Consider the following 21938-nt stretch of genomic DNA (forward strand, 5'->3'; position numbering starts at 1 on the left):
CCGCGAAAGCGCTCCCTCGCGGTGCGGCACGGTGGCCCGGATTCGGCGCGGACAAGGAAGGCCATGATGCGCAAGGAACGACTGATCGTCCCGGTGGTGGTGGGGCTGGCGCTGCTCTGGGCGGCGGCCCAGGCCATCGCCAGCCTGCTCTTCGAGCGTGAACTGGCCCGGGCCCTCGAGGATCTCGCCGCCCGCGGCGACCTGCTGGTCGAGCGCACCGACGTCGAGCGCGGCTGGCTCGAGTCCAGCGGCACCCTCCACCTGACCCCGCGCTTCGGCCGGGCCTGGCACCTGGCGCTGCCCTACGAGGCGCGTCACGGGGTGATCACGACCCGCATCGACGGCACCCTCAAGCCGCACCTCGGGCGCGCCGACCGCCGGCTGTTCGGCGATCTGCTGCCCTCCTCGCCGCCGCGCTGGCAGGCCCGCTACCACACCCTCGGCGCGACCCTGAAAGGGCGCCTGACGCTCTCGCCCTTTATCGTCAGCCAGGAGGCGCGCGCGCTGGAGTTTCGCGGCGGCGAGCTCACCTTCAGCGGCGTCTACGGCGACTGGCGGCTGCAGGCCGACCTGGCGCCCTGGCGGCTCAGCGATGGCGCGATCACCCTCGAGGCCGGCCCGACCACCCTGGAGAGCCGCTACGCCTACACCGACGACGCCTACCACTTCACTCAGCAGGACCTGCTCAAGGTGCAAGGCGTCGCCTGGCGCCAGCCGGACCTCGCGCTGGACGCCAGCGGCCTGGTGCTGCATAGCCGCACCACCCTCGACGAGGCGGAGCTGCGCATCGAGAGCGAGCTGACTCTCGACCGGCTGATGGCCGCCGACGAGGTGCTGCTGACGGGCCGCCTCGCCCTGGAGCTCTCGCGGATCAACGCCGATGCGCTGCGCCGGGTGCTCGCCGTGCTGCGCGACGAGGCGGCCCGCGGCGAGACCGACCGCGAGGCGGGGGCGCTGCTGGCGCGCCTGGAGCCCGACCTGCTCGGCCTGCTCGAGGACTCGCCGCGGCTCGACCTCCATGCCGTCGACCTCGACAGCCCGATGCTGGGCCTGGACGCCCGCGGCGGCGGCGCCCTGTTCTTCGACGCGGACGACCTCGAGGCGCTGGACCCGGCCGCGCTGGACGAGCCCGAGGAGCAGGCCCGCTGGCGCGAGCGGCTCTACGGCGACGTGACCTGGGATCAGGTGCCGCCGGTGGTGGCGCTGTGGCTCGGCCTGCCGCTCGGCACCGAGGACCTGGCGATCGACGTGGTACGCGGGCGGGTCAGGATCAACGGTCGGCCGCTGGCGCCGATCCTCGAACGGCGTCAGTGACTTGAAGTCGGGCCCCGCTGCCCGCATCCCTCAAGGCAGCCCCCGGGAACCTTCCCGACGATTCAGGATGAGGACCGCATGAGCGACGACCACGAGATGCAGGATGGCCTGGACTGGATCCACGCCAACGACGACGAGACCTTCGACGACGAGCTGCCCGGCACAGAGGGCCACCACTCGGTGGTGCCCGCCAGCGAGTCGCTGCCCGAGCGCATCTACCTGCTGCCGATCCATAATCGGCCCTTCTTCCCCGCCCAGGTCCAGCCGCTGGTGATCAACCGCGAGCGCTGGGAGGAGACCATCCGTCGGGTCGGCAACACGCCGCATCGCACCGTCGGCCTGGCCTTCGTCGGCGAGACCGGCGTCGAGGAGCTGGGCGGCGAGGACTTCCCCGAGATCGGCACTGCGGTGCGGGTCCACAAGCTGCAGGGCGAGGATCAGCAGATCCAGTTCATCGCCCAGGGCATGCGCCGCTTTCGCATCACGCGCTGGCTCTCCAAGGAGCCGCCCTACCTGGTCGAGGTGAGCTATCCCCGCGAGCCGGTGGATGCCGAGGACGACGAGACCCGCGCCTACGCCATGGCGCTGATCAACGGCATCAAGGAGCTGCTGCCGATCAACCCGCTCTACGGCGAGGAGCTCAAGCACTACCTCAACCGCTTCAGCCCCCACGAGCCGGGACCGCTGACCGACTTCGCCGCGGCGATCACCTCGGCCAAGGGACCGGAGCTGCAGGACGTGCTGGCGACCCTGCCGGTGATGGGGCGCATGCAGAAGGTGCTGCCGCTGCTGCGCAAGGAGATCGACGTCGCCCAGCTGCAGAGCGAGATCAGCGAGCAGGTCAACGCCCAGATGCAGGAGCGCCAGCGGGAGTTCTTCCTGCGCGAGCAGCTCAAGGTGATCCAGCGCGAGCTCGGCATCTCCAAGGACGACCGCGAGAACGACGTCGACACCTTCCGGGCGCGCCTCGAGGGGCGGGTGGTGCCCGAGCGGGTCATGGAGCGCATCGACGACGAGCTCGACAAGCTCTCGGTGCTGGAGACCGGCTCGCCGGAGTACGGCACCACCCGCAACTACCTCGACTGGCTCACCGCCATGCCCTGGGGCGTGCACAGCCAGGACCAGCTCGACCTGGCCCACGCCCGCACGGTGCTCGACCGGGACCACGACGGCCTGAACGACGTCAAGGAGCGCATCGTCGAGTTCCTCGCCGAGGGCACCTTCAAGGGCGACGTGGGCGGCTCGATCCTGCTGCTGGTCGGCCCGCCGGGCGTCGGCAAGACCTCGGTGGGGCGCTCCATCGCCGAGGCCCTGGGCCGCGAGTTCTACCGCTTCTCGGTGGGCGGCATGCGTGACGAGGCCGAGATCAAGGGCCACCGGCGCACCTACATCGGCGCCATGCCCGGCAAGCTGGTCCAGGCCTTGAAGGAGGTCGAGGTCGAGAACCCGGTGATCATGCTCGATGAGATCGACAAGATGGGCCAGTCCTTCCAGGGCGACCCGGCCTCGGCGCTGCTCGAGGTGCTCGACCCGGAGCAGAACGTCGACTTCCTCGACCACTACCTCGACGTGCGCCTGGACCTCTCCAAGGTGCTCTTCGTCTGTACCGCCAACACCCTGGACTCGATCCCCCCGGCGCTGCTCGATCGAATGGAGCAGATCCGCCTCTCGGGCTACATCGCCGAGGAGAAGGTGGCCATCGCCAAGCACTTCCTGTGGCCCAAGCTCCTGAAGCGCGACCGCATTCCCAAGAAGCGTATCAACCTCACCGACGCGGCGCTGCGCCAGGTGATCGAGGGCTACGCCCGGGAGGCCGGGGTGCGCCAGCTCGAGAAGCAGCTGCATCGCATCGTGCGCAAGGCGGCGGTCAAGCTGCTCGAGGACGAGCAGCAGTCGGTGCGGGTCTCGGTCAACAACCTCGAGACCTACCTCGGCCCGCCGATCTTCCGCAAGGAGCAGGTCATGAAGGGCGAGGGCGTGGTCACCGGGCTCGCCTGGACCTCCATGGGCGGCGCCACGCTCTCCGTGGAGGCCGGCAAGGTGCACGCCCTGGATCGCGGCTTCAAGCTCACCGGCCAGCTCGGCGACGTGATGAAGGAGTCGGCCAACATCGCCTACAGCTACGTGCTCGGCCACCTCGGCGAATACGGGGCCGACGCGGACTTCTTCGACTCCGCCTTCGTGCATCTCCACGTGCCGGAGGGGGCCACGCCCAAGGACGGCCCCTCGGCCGGGGTGACCATGGCCACGGCGCTGCTCTCGCTGGCCCGGCACCACGCCCTCGACCGGCCGCTGGCGATGACCGGCGAGCTGACCCTGACCGGCCAGGTGCTGCCGGTGGGTGGCATCCGCGAGAAGGTGATCGCCGCTAGGCGCAGCGACATCTTCGAGCTGATCCTGCCCGAGGCCAATCGCCGCGACTACGACGAGCTGCCCGACTACCTCAAGGAGGGGCTGACGGTGCACTTCGCCGGCCGCTATCGCGACGTGGCCAAGGTGGTCTTCGGCTGACCCTGGACCCAGGCTCTATCCTCCCGCACGCACCCGCCGATGGCATAATGGCGGGTGCGTCGTTTGGTTTTGCGAAAAAGTGTGCGAACAACAAGGAATGCCCATGCCCTCCAAGGTTCATGCCGCCGGCGCGTCGCTCGCGGCGCTGCTGGTCGCCGGCCCGCTCCAGGCCGACCCGACCCTGACCGTCTACACCTACGACTCCTTCGTCTCCGAGTGGGGCCCCGGCCCCGGCATCGAGGAGGCCTTCGAGGCCCGCTGCGGCGGCTGCGACCTGGAGTTCGTGGCCCTGCCCGGCGGCGTCGACATCCTCCAGCGCCTGCGCCTGGAGGGGGAGGGCAGCCGGGCGGACCTGGTGCTGGGCCTGGACATGAACCTGATGGCCGAGGCGCGGGCACTCGACCTGCTCGCCCCCCACGGCGCCGAGACCGACGCCCTCGACCTGCCCATCGACTGGAGTGACGACACCTTCCTGCCCTACGACTGGGGCCACTTCGCCTTCGTCTACGACACCGAGCAGCTCGAGACGCCGCCGGGCAGCTTTGCCGAGCTGCTCGAGGCCCCCGAGGACGTCAAGGTGATCCTCCAGGACCCGCGCACCAGCGTCACCGGCCAGGGGCTGATGCTGTGGATCAAGAAACTCTACGGCGACCGGGCCCCCGAGGTATGGGCGCGGCTCAACGAGCGTACGCTCGCCGTCACCAACGGCTGGAGCCAGGCCTACTTCTCGCTGTTCATGAACGGCGAGGCGGCCATGGTGCTGTCGTATGCCACCTCGCCGGCCTACCACATGGCGGTGGAGGAGACCGACCGCTACCAGGCCGCCGAGTTCGAGGAGGGCCACTACCTGCAGGTCGAGACCGCGGCGATGCTGCGCACCACCGAACAGCCCGAGCTGGCCCGGGACTTCCTCGCCTTCATCCTGACGCCGGCCTTCCAGCGCCATATCCCGCTGGGCAACGTCATGAACCCGGCCATCGACCTGGGCGACGAGCTGCCCGAGGTCTTCGACCGGCTGATCGCCCCCGAAAGCCTGACGTTCACGCCCGAGGAGGTGCGCGCGCACCGCCGCGAGTGGATCCGCGAGTGGCTCAACGCCAGCGTCCGGTGAGCGGTGGGACGACCTCCCTGCGCTGGGAGAGCCGCTCGCGCTGGGCGCCGGGGCTTGGCCTCGCCGCCCTCGCGGCGGTAGCGGGGCTCGGGCTTGGCAGCCTCGGCGCGCTCCTGTGGCAGGCCCGGGGCGTGCAGCCGGCGGCGCTCTGGCAGGAGCCCTGGCTCGCCGCGGTGCTGCGCTTCACCCTCTGGCAGGCGACCCTCTCGACCCTGCTCGCGGTGGGGCTTGCCGTGCCGGTGGCGCTGGCCCTGGCGCGGCGACCGCGCTTCCCGGGGCGCGGGCTGCTGCTGAGGGCCATGGAGCTCTCGCTGGTGCTGCCCACGCTGATCGGCCTGTTCGGCCTGGTGGCCGTGCACGGCCGGCGCGGCTGGGCGGCGCCGCTCTGGGAGGGGCTCGTCGGGTCGGAGTCGGGCTATCTCTACGGCCTCTCGGGCATCGTGCTGGCCCACGTCTTCTACAACCTGCCGCTCGCCGCCCGGTTGATGCTGCAGGCGCTGGAGACGGCGCCCGCGGCCCACTGGCGGCTCGCCTCCCAGCTGGGCCTGACCCGGGCGGCGCTCTGGCGCACCCTGGAGTGGCCGCGGCTGAAACCCCTGCTGCCGCGGCTCGCGGCGCTGGTCTTCACGCTCTGCTTCACCAGCTTCGCCATCGTCATGACCCTGGGCGGCGGGCCGCGCTCCTCGACCCTGGAGGTGGCGCTCTACCAGGCGCTGAAGTTCGATCACGACCTGGCGCTGGCGGCCCTGCTGGCGCTGACCCAGCTCACCATCTGCCTGTCGCTGTGGCTGCTCGCGCTCTCCCGGGGCGGGGCGCCCTCGCTGGTGGTGGGCCACGTCGCGCTGCCCCTCGGCGGGCGCTGGCGCCGCCGCGATGCCCTGGGCCTCTCGCGACTCACCGATGCCGCCTGGCTCACCGCGCTGGCGGCGCTGCTGCTGCCGCCGCTGGCCGCCGTGGTGCTGGCGGGCCTGGCCGGGCTGCCGGAGCTGCCCCGCCAGGCGAGCCTGTGGGCCGCCGCGGCGCGTAGCCTGGTAATGGCCCTCGGTGCAGCGGGTGGGGCGCTGGCGCTGGCCCTATCGCTGCTCGTCGGCAGCCGCTGGCTCAAGGCCCGGCGACACGCCGTGGCGGCGCTCTTGATGGAGGGCGGCGGCCAGCTAATCCTGGTGATTCCCGCCCTGGTGCTCGGCACCGGGCTCTTCCTGCTGCTACGCCCGACGCTTGGCAGCGGCTGGCAGGGCTACGGCCTGGTGGTGCTGGTCAACGCCTTCATGGCGCTGCCCTTCGCCATGCAGGTGATCCGCGGGGCGCTGCCCGGGCTCTCGGCCCCCGAGGTACGCCTGGCCGACCAGTTCGGCATCCGCGGGCGGGTGCGGCTGCGCTGGCTGGTCTGGCCGCGGCTGCGCCGCCCCCTGGCCCTGGCGCTGGCCTACGCCATGACCCTGTCGCTGGGCGACTTCAGCGTGATCGCGCTGTTCGGCAGCCCCTCGGCGCCGACCCTGCCGATGCTGCTCTTCCAGCAGCTCGGCGGCTACCGCTGGCAGGGCGCCGCCGCCACGGCGCTGCTGCTGCTCTCGCTGGTGGTGCTGGTGTTCGTGCTGCTCGGCCTCTTGACCCGCCGCCCGCCCCGCTATCCCTGGAACCGTTTCGCCCGCGAGGAGCACCATGCTCGAGTGCCGTGACCTGAGCTTCCACTACGATCGCTGTGAGCCCGGCGAGACCCCGGACTTCTGCTTCGGCTTCCGGCTCGCCCCCGGCGAGTGCCTGTCGGTGGCGGGCCCCTCGGGCGCCGGCAAGAGCACCCTGCTGGGGCTGCTGGCGGGCTTTCTCGAGCCGGCCGGCGGGACCCTTGCCTGGCAGGGCGAGGACCTGCTCCCGCGGCCACCCTGGGAGCGCGGCATCACCACCGTCTTTCAGGAGCACAACCTCTTCGATCAGCTGCCGGTGTGGCTCAACGTGGGGCTGGGCCTGGCGCCGGACATGCGCCTTACCCCGGCGCAGCAGGTCCGGGTTCGCGAGGGCCTCGCCGAGGTGGGGCTTTCGGGGCTCCACGACCGCCTGCCCGCGGAGCTCTCCGGGGGCCAGCGCCAGCGGGTGGCGCTGCTGCGCGCGCTGCTGCGCGGCTCGAGGATCCTGCTGCTCGACGAGCCCTTCTCTGGGCTCGACGAGGCGACCCGTGCGGGGCTCTGGGACCTGGTGCGCCGCCAGAAGGCCGCGGGCGCCGCGGTGCTGCTGGTCAGCCACGACCGCGACGACATCGAGGCGCTGGCCGACCGGCGCGCCCGGCTGGAGGGTGGCCGGCTGCGCCTCGACGCCCAGGCGCCGGCCTGAGCCAGCCGAGGTGCTGGCCTGAGCGCCGGGCGCGTGACAGAATCCGTCGTCTGGACACACGAGAACCGCCCCGGGCTCCTCGCACGCCGAGGAGGCGAGGGCGGCATGCACGAGAAAAGAAGAGGACACCATGCCCGAGTACCGCTCCCGCACCACCACCGCCGGTCGCAACATGGCCGGCGCCCGCGCCCTGTGGCGTGCCACCGGCATGAAGGACGAGGACTTCCACAAGCCGATCATCGCCGTGGCCAACTCCTTCACCCAGTTCGTGCCCGGTCACGTGCACCTGAAGGACATGGGCCAGCTGGTGGCCCGGGAGATCGAGAAGGCCGGCGGGGTGGCCAAGGAGTTCAACACCATCGCCGTGGACGACGGCATCGCCATGGGCCACGACGGCATGCTCTACTCGCTGCCGAGCCGCGACCTGATCGCCGACAGCGTCGAGTACATGGTCAATGCCCACTGCGCCGACGCCCTGGTGTGCATCTCCAACTGCGACAAGATCACCCCCGGGATGCTGATGGCCGCCATGCGCCTCAACGTGCCGGTGATCTTCGTCTCCGGCGGGCCCATGGAGGCGGGCAAGACCAAGCTGCTGGACCACGGCCTCGACCTGGTCGATGCCATGGTGATGGCCGCCGACGACAGCGTGGATGAGGCGACCCTCAACGAGGTCGAGCGCAGCGCCTGCCCGACCTGCGGCAGCTGCTCGGGCATGTTCACCGCCAACTCCATGAACTGCCTCACCGAGGCGCTGGGCCTGGCGCTGCCCGGCAACGGCACGGTGCTGGCCACCCACGCCGACCGCCGCCGGCTGTTCGAGACCGCCGGGCATCGCATCGTCGAGCTGGCCAAGCGCTATTACGAGAACGACGAGGCGCACCTGCTGCCGCGTGCCATCGGCTCCAAGGCGGCGTTTCGTAACGCCATGACCCTGGACATCGCCATGGGCGGCTCCACCAACACCATCCTGCACCTGCTGGCCGCCGCCCAGGAGGCCGGGGTCGACTTCACCATGACCGACATCGACCGGCTGTCGCGGGAAGTGCCGCAGCTGTGCAAGGTGGCGCCCAACACCCAGAAGTACCACATCGAGGACGTGCACCGCGCCGGCGGCATCATGGCGATCCTCGGCGAGCTCGACCGCGCCGGCGTGCTCGATACCCGGGTGCCCACGGTCTATGGCGACAGCCTGGCCGAGGCCCTCGAGGAGTGGGACATCATGCGCTCCCCGAGCCCCGAGGTGGTGGAGTTCTTCCGCGCCGGCCCCGGCGGCATCCCCACCCAGACCGCCTTCTCCCAGAGCGCGCGCTGGCCGAGCCTCGACGGCGACCGCGCCACCGGCTGCATCCGCGATCTCGACCATGCCTTCTCCCTCGAGGGCGGCCTCGCCGTGCTCAAGGGCAACATCGCCGTCGATGGCTGCGTGGTGAAGACCGCCGGCGTCGACGACTCCATCCTGGTCTTCGAGGGCCGCGCCCACGTGGTGGAGTCCCAGGACCAGGCGGTGGCGGACATTCTCGCCGACAAGGTCAGCGAGGGCGACGTGGTGGTGATCCGCTACGAGGGCCCCAAGGGCGGGCCGGGCATGCAGGAGATGCTTTACCCGACCAGCTACCTCAAGTCCAAGGGGCTCGGCAAGGCGTGCGCGCTGCTCACCGACGGTCGCTTTTCCGGCGGCACCTCGGGACTCTCCATCGGCCACGTCTCGCCGGAGGCCGCCGCGGGCGGTGCCATCGGCCTGGTCGAGAGCGGCGATCGCATCCGCATCGACATCCCCAACCGCTCCATCGACGTGCTGCTCTCCGACGAGGCGCTCGGGCAGCGTCGCGAGGCCCAGGAGGCCCGCGGCCGCGACGCCTGGAAGCCGAGCCTGCAGCGCGACCGCAAGGTCTCGGCGGCCCTCAAGGCCTATGCGCTGCTGGCGACCTCCGCCGACAAGGGGGCGGTGCGCGATCTGACGAAGCTGGACTAAGCTGGAAGAACTAGGCTGGAAACAGCAGGGCCCGCATGCGAACCCCGGCCGGCGCCGGGGTTCGCGTCATCAGCAGGGAAGCCAGCACCATGAAGACACAGACGTTAAGCGTCGGTCTGGTGGGTTACGGCACGGCCGGACGCACCTTTCACGCGCCGCTCATCCAGGCGGCGCCGGGGTTGGAGCTCAGCGGTGTGGTCAGCACCCATCCCGAGCGGGTCCAGGCCGATCATCCGAGCCTCGAGGTGCTGCCCAAGCTGGCCCAGTTGCTGGCGCGACGCGACATCGACCTGGTGGTGATCGCCACCCCCAACGAGACCCACTTCCCGCTGGCCAAGGCGGCCCTCAACGCCGGCAAGCACGTGGTGATCGATGCTCCCTTCACCGTCACCGCCTCCGAGGCGCGCCTGCTCAAGGCGCAGGCCGACGGGGCGGATCGCCTGCTGAGCGTCTTCCACAATCGCCGCTGGGACAGCGACTTCCTGACCCTCAGGGCGCTGATCGACGATGGCACCCTGGGGCGGGTGGTGGACCTGGAGTCGCGGGTCGATCGCTTCCGGCCCCTTGTCACCGACCGCTGGCGTGACCGCCACAGGCCGGGCGGCGGCATCTGGTACGACCTGGGGCCGCACCTGCTCGACCAGGTCCACGAGCTGTTCGGCATGCCCCGGGCGATCCTGCTGGAGCTCGCCACCGCCCGGGAGGGGGCCGAGGTGGACGACGACTTCCTGGCCCTGCTGGAGTACGACCACCTGCGGGTGACCCTGCGGGCCAGCTCCCTGGTGGCCGAGCCGACGCCGCGCTTCCGGGTGCACGGCACCCGCGGCAGCTTCGTCAAGTACGGCCGGGACCCCCAGGAGGCGTGGCTTAAGGCGGGGCAGTCGCCGACGCCCGGCTGGGGCGTGGACGCCTCGCCCGGCACCCTGACCCTCGACGAGGCGGGAGAGGTGGGAGAGACGGGCGATGGCGAGCGCGAGTCGGTCGCCCTGGTGAGTCGCGAGGCGCCGGTCGTGCCGGGCGACTACGCCGCCTACTACGCCGGCATCGCCCGCACGCTGCTCGAGGGCGCGCCGCCGCCGGTCACCGGCGACTCGGCCCTGGAGGTGATGACGCTGCTGGAGCACGGGCTCGACAGCTATCGCCAGGGTCGCTGGGTGAAGCTCAAGGAGAGCGGCGGCAAGCTGCGCCGGCTGCACAGCCGCTAGGGAGGCGCCCGGTCATCGCATCGCCGCCCGGCCGGGCTCACCAGAGGCCGGTGTCGTCGGGGGCTTCGCTGCGCAGCTTGTCCCGGGCGATGTAGAGCGCCGCGATGGCGCGCGCCTCGTGGAAGTCCTCCCGCGCCAGCAGTCCCGAGAGCTCGTCGATGGCGTGGGTCTCGACGATCAGCGGCTCCGGCTCGTCGCCGGGCAGACGCTTCGGGTAGAGGTCGGTGGCCAGCAGCACCTGCATGCGGTGGCGCATGTAATTGGGCGCCAGCGACAGCTCCACCAGCGGCTCGATGCGATGGGCGCCGAAGCCGCACTCCTCCATCAGCTCGCGATTGGCCGCGGTGACGAGGTCCTCGCCGGGGTCGACGAGCCCCTTGGGCAGCGTCAGCACGTAGTCCTCGAAGCCGGCGGCGTACTCGCGGATCAGCAGCACGTGCTCCGGGTCCGGCATGGCCACGATCATCACCGCGCCGATGCCCTGACCGCCGGCGACCAGCCGCTCGAAGGTGCGCTCGGCGCCGTTGGCGAAGCGCAGGTCCAGCTCCTCCACGTGGAACAGGCGACTGCGCGCCACGCTGCGCCGGTCGAGGATGTGCGGCCGGATCGGCCAGGGCCGGGCGGTATCGTGCGGGTCTGACATGGCAGGACTCCGTGTGGCGAGCGAGTGGGGGCGGCGATGGGACGCGCTATCCAGGCCCGGGGGAGGGCGGTCGATATGCGTCACGCCGGGCGATTCGATACAATACTACGTCTCAACCGCCCCCGACTCACCCCGGAGTAGCGATGATCGACTGGCGCGCCATCGATACCGTCCTGCTGGACATGGACGGCACCCTGCTGGACCTGCACTTCGACAGCCACTTCTGGCTCGAGCACCTGCCGCGGCGCTACGTCGAGCTGCATCGCCTGGACGATTCGACCCAGGAGGAGATCCGCGCGCGGATCATCCGCGAGCAGGGCACCCTCAACTGGTACAGCCTGGCCTACTGGAGCCGTGAGCTGGGGGTCGACGTGGTCGCCCTCAAGCGCGAGGTGCAGCACCTGATCGGCCTGCGCAGCGACGCCCTGGATTTCCTGCAGTGGCTGAAGGCGGCCCACCCGCGGGTGGTGCTGGCCACCAATGCCGACCGCGAGAGCCTGGCGCTCAAGCTGCCGCTGACCGGGCTCGAGGAGTACCTCGACGCCATCGTCTCCTCGGCGGACCTGGGCGTGCCCAAGGAGGAGCAGGCCTTCTGGTTCGCCCTCCAGGAGGTCGAGCCCTTCGATCCCGCGCGCACGCTCTTCATCGACGACAACGCCTCGGTGCTCGAGAGTGCCCGGGAGTTCGGCATTCGCCACCTGCTGGGCATCAAGCAGCCCGACAGCCGCCGGCCCGAGAAGGAGCTCGAGGAGTTCATCGCCCTGGACCGCTTCGCCCGCCTGCTCCCCGAGGCGCGCCCGCGGCTCGAGGGCGATCGCCTCGAGGGAGGCCGGCATGAGTAGCGTTCGCCTCGACAAGTGGCTCTGGGCGGCGCGCTTCTTCAAGACCCGGGCGCTGGCCAAGAAGGCCATCGAGGGCGGCAAGGTCCAGTACAACGGCGCCCGGGCCAAGACCAGCAAGGCCGTCGAGGTCGGCGCGCTGATCCGCGTCCCCCAGGGCTGGGACACCCTGGAGGTCGAGGTGGTGGACCTCTCCGAGCAGCGGCGCGGCGCCCCCGAGGCCCGCGCCCTCTACCGAGAGACCGACGACAGCGTTGCCCGGCGCGAGCGCGAGGCCGAGGCGCGCCGGCTGACCAACCAGGCGATGCAGCACCCCCTCAAGCGACCCGACAAGAAGCAGCGCCGCGAGATCAAGCGCTTCCAGGAGCGCTCCGGCGAGTGAGCCGCGGCCGCATGGCCCGGTGCGCCCGCTCCTTCCTTTCTCCGTCCCTTGCTATTCACCCTTCAGGTGTCCGACGACATGAACGACCAGATCCAGCGTTTTCTCTTCGAGCGCACCAACGTGCGCGGCGAGATCGTTAGCCTCGAACGCGCCTATGCCGAGGTGCTCGACCGTCACGAATACCCGCCGGCGGTGAACCGGCTGCTGGGCGAGCTGCTCTGCGCGGTGGCGCTGCTCACCGACACCGTCAAGCTCGACGGCACCCTGAGCATCGAGGTGCGCGGCCAGGGCGCGCTCTCCCTGCTGATGGCCGAGTCCAACCCCGGCGGTGAGCTGCGCGCCATCGCCCGCCTCGACGAGGCGGCCGCGATTCCCGGCGACGACGCCGGCTTCCGTGACCTGGTGGGCGAGGGGCAGATCATGATCACCCTCGACCCGACCGACGGCCACCGCTACCAGGGCATCGTGGCCCTGGAGCACGACAGCCTGGCGGGCTGTCTCGCCGCCTACTTCGCCCAGTCCGAGCAGCTGCCCACCCGGCTGTGGCTCGCCGCCGACGGGCAGCGCGCCGGCGGACTGCTGCTGCAGCGCCTGCCCGACGAGTCGCTCAACCAGGACGACGACGCCTGGGAGCGTAGCGTGCACCTCGCCGAGACGCTCAAGGACGAGGAGCTGCTGGGCCTCGAGCCGCTCGAGGTGCTGCGTCGGCTCTACCACGAGGAGGAGGTGCGGGTCTTCGATCCCAAGGCGCTCTACTTCGGCTGCACCTGCTCCCGCGAGCGCATCGCCGGCGCGCTGCTGGGGCTCGGTGCCCAGGAGCTGCGCGAGGTGCTGGCCGAGCAGGGCGGCATCGAGACCCAGTGCCACTTCTGCCACACCCGCTACCCGTTCACCGCCGCGGAGGTCGAGGCGATGCTGGACGACCCCCAGGGACCGGCGCCCACCCTGCACTGAGCGGTTCCGCCCCCGGCGTCTTCGGTGCTGCAGAGCAGCATGAAATCTGGAGTGACCGGTAGTGAACGGCGTCGATGTAGTAGTAAAACTACAAGAACTTCGCCCAAGAACGGCGTTTCCTGGCGGCCGGCTTTTTGCCATAATGGCGCCGTTTTTTCGGTTCGATCGCCAAGCGAACAGAACGGGAACACCCCGCACGCGGCGATCCGGTACGACCCACGTTGCGTCATCGACGCCCGGCACACGAGAGAGAAGCGGCCGCAAGGCCCAGGAAACGACATGACCACGACTCAAGCCGCCCCCCAGCAAGCCGCCACGTCCCACGTCAACCTCAGCAGCGCCGAGCTGATCGAGCGGGCGGTGGCCAATGGGGAAGGTCGCCTGGCCGCAAGCGGCGCCCTGGTGGTGAACACCGGTGCGCGCACCGGTCGCTCCCCCAAGGACCGCTACATCGTCGACGAGCCGAGCACCAGCGACCAGATCGACTGGGGCAGCGTCAACCGTCCCTTCCCGGCGGATCGCTTCGACGCCCTCTGGACCCGCGTCGAGGAGTACCTGGGTAGCGGCGAGTCCTACGTCTCCGAGCTGCACGTGGGCAGCGACCCGGTCCACCACCTGCCGCTGCGCGTCACCACCGAGACCGCCTGGCACAATCTGTTCGGCCGCACCATGTTCGTGCGTCCCGAGGTGTTCAACCCGTCGTCCAAGGACGAGTGGACCATCCTCAACGCGCCCTTCTTCGCCTGCGAGCCGGCCCGCGACGGCACCAACTCCGAGGGCTGCGTGATCCTCAACTTCGCCCAGAAGAAGGTGCTGATTGCCGGCATGCGCTACGCCGGCGAGATGAAGAAGGCGATGTTCTCGGTGCTGAACTTCCTGCTGCCGGCCGAGGACGTGCTGCCGATGCACTGCTCCGCCAACGTTGGCGAGGACGGGAACACCACCCTGTTCTTCGGCCTCTCCGGCACCGGCAAGACCACCCTGTCCGCCGACCCGGCGCGTTTCCTGATCGGCGATGACGAGCACGGCTGGGGCCCGGGCACCGTCTTCAACTTCGAGGGCGGCTGCTACGCCAAGTGCATCGACCTCTCCGAGAAGAACGAGCCGATCATCTGGAACGCCATCAAGTTCGGCACCGTGCTGGAGAACGTGGTCCTCGACGACCGTCGCGAGCCGGACTTCGCCGACGACAGCCTGACCCAGAACTCCCGTGCCGCCTACCCGCTGGAGCACGTCGAGAAGCGCGTGGCCGAGAACCGGGCCGACGAGCCCAACGCCATCGTCTTCCTGACCTGCGACATGAGCGGCGTGCTGCCGCCGGTCTCCGTGCTCTCCAAGGAGGCCGCGGCCTACCACTTCCTCTCCGGCTACACCGCCAAGGTCGGCTCCACCGAGGTCGGTTCCTCCGCCGGCCTCGAGGCGACCTTCTCCACCTGCTTCGGCGCGCCCTTCTTCCCGCGTCCGGCCCGCGAGTACGCCGACCTGCTGATCAAGCGCGTGGCCGAGAAGGACGCCCAGGTCTACCTGGTCAACACCGGCTGGACCGGCGGCGCCTACGGCGAGGGCGGTGCGCGCTTCTCCATCCCGACCACCCGCGCCATCATCAGCGCCATCCAGTCCGGCGTGCTGCGCGACGTCGAGACGCGCATGGTCGAGGGCCTGAACCTCGCCGTGCCCACCGCCGTGCCGGGCGTCGACTCCAGCCTGCTCGACCCGCGCGAGACCTGGGAAGACAAGGCTGCCTACGACCGCCAGCTGGGCGAGCTGGTCGCCAAGTTCGTCGACAACTTCAAGAAGTTCGAGGGCGTCAACGAGGCCATCGTCAAGGCCGGCCCCAGCCTGATCTGAGGGTCGCATCGGCGCGAACCGTTGGCCTGGCCGACGGTCTGAGGGGGGAAGGGCGAGGGCCCTTCCCCCCTTTTCGTATCCGCACGGAGATCCCCATGAAGCGACGTCAATTCCTCGGGCTGGTCGGCGCCGGCGGCATCGCGGGCCTGGTGCCGGGCCTGGCCCTGGCGCGGCCCAAGCCCGATCTCACCCGCGCCGACGACATCGAGGTACTGGAGCTCTCCGAGGCCGAGTGGCGCGAGCGGCTCAGTGACGCCCAGTTCGAGATCCTGCGCGAGGCGGGCACCGAGCCGGCCTACTCGAGCCCGCTGGACAAGGAGACCCGCCCCGGCGAGTACCGTTGCGCCGGCTGCGATCTGCTGCTGTTCACCAGCGACATGAAGTACGACTCCGGCACCGGCTGGCCGAGCTTCTTCGAGCACGTCGAGGGGCACCTGCTGACCAGCGTCGACTACTTCCTGGTCTTTCCGCGCACCGAATACCACTGCGCCCGCTGCGGCGGCCACCAGGGCCACGTCTTCGAGGACGGTCCCGAGCCCACTGGCCTGCGCTGGTGCAACAACGGCCTGGCGCTGCGATTCGTCCCCGCCTGAACCCCGAGTGTGGTACCGTGTCGTGATCGTCTGGACGTTTGATTGCCAAGGATTTCATGGACGCACACGACAAGATCATCGCCCGCCTCGCCGAGGAACTCGCCGTTCGTCCGCCGCAGGTCTCGGCCACGGTGGAGCTGCTGGATGGCGGGGCCACCGTGCCCTTCATCGCCCGCTATCGCAAGGAGGTCACCGGCGGGCTGGATGACATCCAGCTGCGCCAGCTCCACGAGCGGCTCGCCTACCTGCGCGAGCTGGAGGAGCGCCGCGAGGCGGTGCTCGCCGCCATCGACGAGCAGGGCAAGCTCACCGACGACCTGGCCGCGAGCATCCGCGCCGCCGACACCAAGCAGCGCCTCGAGGACCTCTACCTTCCCTTCAAGAAGAAGCGGCGCACCAAGGCCCAGATCGCCCGCGAGGCGGGGCTCGAGCCGCTGGCCGAGGCGCTGCTGGCCGACCCGAGCCTCACCCCCGAGACCGAGGCGGCCCGCTACCTGCGCCCGGCGGAGGGTGACATTCCGGCCGTCGAGGACGCCAAGGCCGCCCTGGACGGCGCCAAGCAGATCCTCATGGAGCGCTTCGCCGAGGACCCCGAGCTGGTGGGGCGCCTGCGCGAACGGCTGTGGAACGAGGGCGAGCTCTCGGCCCGGCTGATCGCCGGCAAGGAGCAGGAGGGCGCCAAGTTCTCCGACTACTTCGAGCACGACGAGGCGCTCGCCAAGGTGCCATCCCACCGGGCGCTGGCGATGTTCCGCGGCCGCAACGAGGGCGTGCTGGCGCTGACCCTGCGCCTGCCCGGCGAGGACGAGGCGCCGGTCCACCCGGCCCAGGTGGCCATCGCCAGGCACTTCGAGATCAGCGACCAGGGGCGTCCCGCCGACCGCTGGCTCGCCGAGGTGGTGCGCTGGACCTGGCGGGTCAAGCTCTACACCCACCTCGAGACCGAGCTGATGGGGCGGCTGCGCGAGCGCGCCGAGGCCGAGGCCATCGAGGTCTTCGCCGCCAACCTCAAGGACCTGCTGCTGGCCGCCCCGGCGGGGCCCAAGGCGACGCTGGCCATCGACCCGGGCCTGCGCACCGGCTGCAAGGTGGCGGTGGTCGATGCCACCGGCCAGTTCCTCGAGCACGCCACCATCTACCCCCACGCCCCGCGCAACGCCTGGGCGGCCTCGCTGGAGGAGCTGGCGCGGCTGGTCAAGAAGCACGACGTGGCGCTGATCGCCGTGGGCAACGGCACCGCCAGCCGCGAGACCGACCGCCTGGCCGGCGAGCTGGTCAAGGCCCTGGCCGGCACCCAGCGGCTCGCCAAGGTGATGGTCAGCGAGGCCGGCGCCTCGGTCTACTCCGCTTCGGAGTACGCCTCCCGGGAGTTCCCGGACCTCGACGTCAGCATCCGCGGCGCGGTCTCCATCGCCCGGCGCCTGCAGGACCCGCTGGCCGAGCTGGTCAAGATCGAACCCAAGTCCATCGGCGTGGGCCAGTACCAGCACGACGTCTCCCAGCTGCAGCTCTCCCGGAGCCTGGAGGCGGTGATCGAGGACTGCGTCAACGCCGTGGGGGTGGACCTCAACACCGCCTCGAGCGCCTTGCTCTCCCGGGTCGCCGGCCTCAACGCGGCGCTGGCCGACAACATCGTCGCCCGACGCAACGCCGAGGGCGCCTTCACCAGCCGTCGGGCGCTGCTCGACGTCAGCCGCCTGGGGCCCAAGACCTTCGAGCAGTGCGCGGGCTTCCTGCGCATCATGAACGGCGACAATCCGCTCGACGCCAGCGCCGTGCACCCCGAGGCCTATCCGCTGGTGGAGCGCATCGCCGAGCGCAGCGGCCGCGACCTGGCCGGGCTGATCGGCGACAGCGCCACCCTCAAGTCGCTCAAGCCGGCCGAGTTCGCCGACGAGCGCTTCGGCGTGCCCACGGTGAGCGACATCCTCGCCGAGCTCGACAAGCCGGGCCGCGACCCGCGCCCCGAGTTCAAGGCGGCCGAGTTCCGCGAGGGCGTCGAGACCCTCAAGGACCTCGAGCCGGGCATGATCCTCGAGGGCAGCGTGACCAACGTCACCCACTTCGGCGCCTTCGTCGACATCGGCGTGCACCAGGACGGCCTGGTGCACATCTCGGCGCTCTCCGAGAATTTCGTCGAGGATCCGCGCAGCGTGGTCAAGGCCGGCGACATCGTCCGGGTCAAGGTGATGAGCGTCGACCTTCCGCGCTCGCGCATCGGCCTGACCATGCGCCTTGGCGACCAGCCCGAGGAGGCCCGCGGCGACGAGCGGCCCACCGGCAAGCCCCGTCGCCACAACGGCGAGTCGCGGGGGCGCGGCAAGCCGTCCCGCGGCCAGGCGCCGGAGCAGGGCGGCCAAATGGGCGCCCTGGGCGCGGCGCTCCTGAAGGCCAAGAAGGGGCGCTGATCGCGATGCGCCGCCGGGCCCGACGTTCCACTCCCCTTGAAGCGTCGCCCGGCGGCGCCCTAATCTGATGCTTGTCGGGCGCCCAGGCGCCCGCCCTTTCCCATATGGTGACCAACTTGTCCGAATCGCTTAACGCCCGCGTCGATCGACTCAAGGGGCTGGCCGACCAGGGTCGCGTCGGCCGACTGCGCCGCGGCATCGAGAAGGAAGGGCTGCGCGTCGACGGCGAGGGGCGCATCGCCGCCACGCCGCATCCGGCCGCCCTGGGGTCCAAGCTGACCCACCCGCACATCACCACCGACTACTCCGAGGCGCTGCTGGAGTACATCACCCCGGTCTACTGCCGGCCGGGGGATGCCATGGCCTTCCTCGGCGACCTGCACCGCTTCAGCTATCGCCACCTGGGCGGCGAGCTGATCTGGCCGGCGAGCATGCCAGCGCGCCTCGACGGCAACGACAGCGTGCCCATCGCCGACTACGGCGACTCCAACGTCGGCGTGATGAAGCATGTCTACCGCAAGGGCCTGGACCTGCGCTACGGGCGGATCATGCAGGCCATCGCCGGGGTCCACTACAACGTCTCGCTGCCCGACGACCTCTGGCAGGCGCTGCGCGAGCTCGACGGTGACATCGATACGCCCCTCGGCGACTATCGCTCGATGCGCTACTTCGGCCTGATCCGCAATTTCCGCCGCCACAGCTGGCTGCTGCTCTACCTGTTCGGCGCCTCGCCGGCACTCGATCGCAGCTTCCTGCCCGACCGCCGGGTGCCCGAGAAGCTCGAGCGCCACGGCGACGCGACCCTGGTGTCGCGCCACGCCACCAGCCTGCGCATGTCGGACCTGGGCTACCAGAACAAGGTCCAGGAGCAGCTCAAGATCTGCTTCAACTCGCTCTCCAACTACGTCAACACCCTGCGTCATGCCATCGCCACCCCCTGGGAGGACTACCGGCGGCGCGGCGTGAACGAGGGCGGCGAGTGGCGCCAGCTCAACGCCAACATCCTGCAGATCGAGAACGAGTACTACAGCGACATCCGCCCCAAGCGGGTGGCCCGCCACGATGAGACCCCCAGCCAGGCGCTGGAGGCGCGCGGCGTCGAGTACATCGAGGTGCGCTGCCTGGACCTCAACCCCTTCCTGCCGCTGGGGGTCGACGAGACCCAGATCCGCTTCCTCGACACCTTCCTGATGTGGTGCCTGCTCCGCGAGAGCCCGTGGATCCCCGACGACGAGTGCGATCGGCTGGACGACAACCGTCGCCTGGTGGTCGAGCGCGGGCGGGACCCGGCACTGCGCCTGCTGCAGGACGGCCGCCATCGCTCCATCGCCGACTGGGGCGGCGAGATCCTCGCCGAGATGGCCCCGGTGGCCGAGCTGCTCGACCGGCTGGAGGAGGGCGAGCCCCACGGCGAGGCCCTGGCCGCGCTGAGGCCGCGCCTCGAGGACCCGGCCCTGACGCCCTCCGGGCAGTTGCTGGAGCGGCTCGAGTCGAGCGGCGAGTCCTTCCTCGAGGCGATGCTAGGCCTCGCCCGGGAGCAGGCAAAGGGCTTTCGCGACACGCCCATGGATCCCGCCCGGGAGGCGCTGTTCAACGACCTGGTGGCGAGCTCCCGCGACCAGCAGGCGGACATCGAGGCCGCCGACGAGGAGGACTTCGATACCTTCCTGGCCCGCTACTTCGAGCGCGCCCGCGAGGTTCGCAGCATCACCCCGCTGGCGACGGGGGAGCGCTCATGATCGACGATCTCCGTCGCCTGGACGTGCGCGCCTGGAGCCTCGCCGGGCTCGCCTTCTGCGTGCTGATGATGGGCGTGGCCCTCGCGCTCGAGCATGTCGTCGGGCTGGAGCCCTGTCCGCTCTGCATCCTCCAGCGCCTGGCGGTGCTGGCCGCCGCCGCGGTGTTCCTGGTGGCCGCCCTCCACAATCCCGAGGGGCGCCGGGGTGCCGTGGTCTACGGCCTGCTGTCGCTCGCCGCCGTGGGCAGCGGCATCGCCGTGGCGTGGCGCCACCTGTGGCTGCAGTCGCTGCCGGCGGACCAGGTGCCGAGCTGCGGCCCGGGGCTCGACTACATGATGGAGATCCTGCCCTGGCAGCAGGTGCTCTCCCGGGTGCTCTCCGGTTCCGGGGAGTGCGCCGAGATCAGCTTTCGCCTGCTCGGCCTCTCGCTGCCCGGCTGGACCCTGATCGGTTTTCTGATCCTGGCGCTGGCCCCGCTGGGCCTGCTGCTGTTCGCCAACCGGCCGCGTCTCGGCTATCACTGGTCGGGCTAGGCGCGCCCCGTGGGCTATCGCCACCCGGCCACCCGGGAGGGGATCGACCGGGCCTATGACCCCATGCGCGGCCGCGACGGCGGGGCGCTGGTCGCCGACTGGCGCGCGCGCAGCGCCCGGTCGCGCGAGCGCCTGTCCCCGATCCCCGATGTCGCCTTCGGCCCGACCCTCGCCGAGCGCATGGACGTCTTCCCCGCCGGCGTCGACCAAGGCCCGGTGCACCTCTTCTTTCACGGCGGCTACTGGCGCGCGCTGAGTCACGCCGAGTTCGGCTTCGTCGCCGACGGCCTGGTGGCCGCCGGCATCACCGTGGCGGTAGTCAACTACGCGCTCTGCCCTGAGGTGCGTCTCGGCGAGATCGTGCGCCAGAGCCGCGCGGCGGTGGCCTGGATGCATCGTCACGGCGCCTCGCTCGGGGTGGACCCGGGACGGCTCAGCGTCTCCGGCCACTCCGCGGGCGGCCATCTCTGCGCCATGCTGCTCGCCACCCGCTGGGAGGAGGCCTACGGCCTGCCTGCCGACCTGATCCGCGGGGCGCTGTCGATCAGCGGCCTCTACGACCTCGCCCCCTTTCCCCGCTCCTGGCTGCAGCCCAAGCTGCGGCTCACCGCGCGCGACGTGATCGACTACAGCCCCGTGCACCAGCCCTGCTGGGTGCCGGCCCGGGTGCGGCTGGTCGCCGGTGGCGAGGAGTCCGAGGCGTTCGCCGACCAGATGCGCGCCCAGGCCGCGCACCTGCGCGGGCAGGGCTGCGCGGTCGACAGCGCGCTGCTGGCCGGCGATGACCACTTCTCGATCCTCGAGCACTATCGCCCCGGCGGGCGCTTCGTCGAGGAGATCGCCGCCTTCCATCGCTGAGGGCGCCGGCTCGCTCCTAGATGCCCAGGTAGCGCGCGCGCAGCGACGCGTCCAGCGCCGCGGGTCGCCCGGTCCACACCGTGCGCCCCTTCTCCAGCAGGGTGCAGCGGTCGGCGACCGGCAGCAGCTCGCCGAGCGACTTGTCGACGATCAGGATCGACTGGCCCTCGGCCTTGAGCCGGCGCAGCGCCGCCCAGATCTCCTGGCGGATCACCGGCGCCAGGCCCTCGGTGGCCTCGTCGAGCACCAGCAGGCGGGGGTTGGTCATCAGCGCCCGGCCGATGGAGAGCATCTGCTGCTCGCCCCCCGACAGGGTATCGGCGAGCTGCGCGCGCCGCTCGGCCAGCCGCGGGAAGAGCGCCTCGACGCGTCTCTGGTCCCAGGGCCCGGGGCGGGCGGTGGCGACCAGGTTCTCGCGCACCGAGAGGTTGGGGAAGCAGCGGCGCCCCTCGGGCACGAGTCCCAGGCCGCGCCGGGCGATGCGGAAGGGCGACAGCCGTCGCAGGTCCCGCCCATCGAACTCGATGCGCCCCCGTCGCGCCGGGGTCAGGCCGAACAGCGAGCGCAGGGTGGTGGTCTTGCCCATGCCGTTGCGGCCCATCAGCGCCACCATCTCGCCGGCCTCGACATGGAGGTCGACGCCGAACAGTGCCTGGGAGGGCCCGTAGCAGGTCTCGAGGTCGGTGATGGTGAGCAT

18 protein-coding genes are annotated in these 21938 nt (G+C 70.8%); 16 read left to right on the forward strand and 2 right to left on the reverse strand.

Annotation, left to right across the window (positions count from 1 at the left end):
- Nucleotides 1–66: 66 nt before the first annotated feature.
- The 7 genes from C9F13_RS08540 to C9F13_RS08570 all read left to right on the forward strand — a co-directional run bounded on the left by C9F13_RS08540 (nt 67) and on the right by C9F13_RS08570 (nt 10444).
- On the forward strand, nt 67–1314 hold the full coding sequence (locus C9F13_RS08540) for a DUF945 family protein (protein ID WP_108445995.1): 1248 nt from the start codon (nt 67–69) through the stop codon (nt 1312–1314).
- A gap of 78 nt (nt 1315–1392) precedes the next feature.
- The gene (lon, locus tag C9F13_RS08545; RefSeq protein ID WP_108445808.1) at nt 1393–3825 is read left to right on the forward strand and encodes an endopeptidase La; all 2433 of its coding nucleotides are present in this window, start codon (nt 1393–1395) and stop codon (nt 3823–3825) included.
- Between the two features lie 103 nt (nt 3826–3928).
- Nucleotides 3929–4936: a thiamine ABC transporter substrate binding subunit gene (gene thiB / locus C9F13_RS08550; protein WP_108445809.1), complete on the forward strand. Its 1008-nt coding sequence runs from the start codon at nt 3929–3931 to the stop codon at nt 4934–4936.
- Nucleotides 4912–6615 (forward strand): thiamine/thiamine pyrophosphate ABC transporter permease, encoded by a 1704-nt coding sequence (thiP, locus tag C9F13_RS08555; protein WP_108445810.1) that lies wholly within the window; start codon nt 4912–4914, stop codon nt 6613–6615. The genes thiB and thiP overlap by 25 nt, the downstream gene beginning before the upstream one ends.
- On the forward strand, nt 6599–7264 hold the full coding sequence (locus tag C9F13_RS08560) for a thiamine ABC transporter ATP-binding protein (RefSeq protein WP_108445811.1): 666 nt from the start codon (nt 6599–6601) through the stop codon (nt 7262–7264). Before thiP ends, C9F13_RS08560 begins: the two co-directional genes overlap by 17 nt.
- 130 nt (nt 7265–7394) lie before the next feature.
- On the forward strand, nt 7395–9239 hold the full coding sequence (gene ilvD / locus C9F13_RS08565; protein ID WP_108445812.1) for a dihydroxy-acid dehydratase: 1845 nt from the start codon (nt 7395–7397) through the stop codon (nt 9237–9239).
- Between the two features lie 89 nt (nt 9240–9328).
- Nucleotides 9329–10444 (forward strand): oxidoreductase, encoded by a 1116-nt coding sequence (locus tag C9F13_RS08570; RefSeq protein WP_108445813.1) that lies wholly within the window; start codon nt 9329–9331, stop codon nt 10442–10444.
- Between the two features lie 37 nt (nt 10445–10481).
- On the opposite strand, the gene nudE is transcribed toward C9F13_RS08570, so the two are convergent.
- Nucleotides 10482–11087, reverse strand: coding sequence for an ADP compounds hydrolase NudE (gene nudE / locus C9F13_RS08575; RefSeq protein ID WP_108445814.1), 606 nt, complete (start codon nt 11085–11087; stop codon nt 10482–10484).
- A gap of 143 nt (nt 11088–11230) precedes the next feature.
- Between nudE and yrfG the strand changes: the two genes are divergently transcribed.
- From yrfG to C9F13_RS08620, 9 genes are all read left to right on the forward strand, one after another.
- Nucleotides 11231–11929, forward strand: coding sequence for a GMP/IMP nucleotidase (gene yrfG, locus C9F13_RS08580; RefSeq protein ID WP_108445815.1), 699 nt, complete (start codon nt 11231–11233; stop codon nt 11927–11929).
- Entirely contained in the window at nt 11922–12308 is a 387-nt protein-coding gene (hslR, locus tag C9F13_RS08585) for a ribosome-associated heat shock protein Hsp15 (RefSeq protein ID WP_108445816.1), read from the forward strand. The genes yrfG and hslR overlap by 8 nt, the downstream gene beginning before the upstream one ends.
- Nucleotides 12309–12386: 78 nt before the next feature.
- Nucleotides 12387–13262 (forward strand): Hsp33 family molecular chaperone HslO, encoded by an 876-nt coding sequence (hslO, locus tag C9F13_RS08590; RefSeq protein WP_108445817.1) that lies wholly within the window; start codon nt 12387–12389, stop codon nt 13260–13262.
- Nucleotides 13263–13541: 279 nt separating this feature from the next.
- Nucleotides 13542–15110, forward strand: a complete 1569-nt coding sequence (locus tag C9F13_RS08595; RefSeq protein WP_108445818.1) for a phosphoenolpyruvate carboxykinase — start codon at nt 13542–13544, stop codon at nt 15108–15110.
- A gap of 95 nt (nt 15111–15205) precedes the next feature.
- Nucleotides 15206–15703, forward strand: coding sequence for a peptide-methionine (R)-S-oxide reductase MsrB (gene msrB / locus C9F13_RS08600; RefSeq protein WP_108445819.1), 498 nt, complete (start codon nt 15206–15208; stop codon nt 15701–15703).
- Between the two features lie 56 nt (nt 15704–15759).
- Nucleotides 15760–18111, forward strand: coding sequence for a Tex family protein (locus C9F13_RS08605; protein ID WP_108445820.1), 2352 nt, complete (start codon nt 15760–15762; stop codon nt 18109–18111).
- 104 nt (nt 18112–18215) lie between these two features.
- Nucleotides 18216–19850 carry a glutamate--cysteine ligase gene (gshA, locus tag C9F13_RS08610; RefSeq protein WP_108445821.1) on the forward strand — a complete coding sequence of 545 codons (1635 nt, stop codon included), beginning with the start codon at nt 18216–18218 and terminating at the stop codon, nt 19848–19850.
- Nucleotides 19847–20383, forward strand: coding sequence for a disulfide bond formation protein B (locus C9F13_RS08615; protein WP_108445822.1), 537 nt, complete (start codon nt 19847–19849; stop codon nt 20381–20383). Before gshA ends, C9F13_RS08615 begins: the two co-directional genes overlap by 4 nt.
- A gap of 9 nt (nt 20384–20392) precedes the next feature.
- A complete protein-coding gene (locus C9F13_RS08620; protein ID WP_211310937.1) occupies nt 20393–21241 on the forward strand; it encodes an alpha/beta hydrolase in 849 nt (282 codons plus the stop codon).
- A 16-nt stretch (nt 21242–21257) separates the two neighbouring features.
- Here C9F13_RS08620 and C9F13_RS08625 read toward each other — a convergent pair whose 3' ends face one another.
- On the reverse strand, nt 21258–21938 hold the full coding sequence (locus C9F13_RS08625; protein ID WP_108445823.1) for an ABC transporter ATP-binding protein: 681 nt from the start codon (nt 21936–21938) through the stop codon (nt 21258–21260).

The organism is Halomonas denitrificans, assembly GCF_003056305.1.
Classification (GTDB): domain Bacteria; phylum Pseudomonadota; class Gammaproteobacteria; order Pseudomonadales; family Halomonadaceae; genus Halomonas; species Halomonas denitrificans.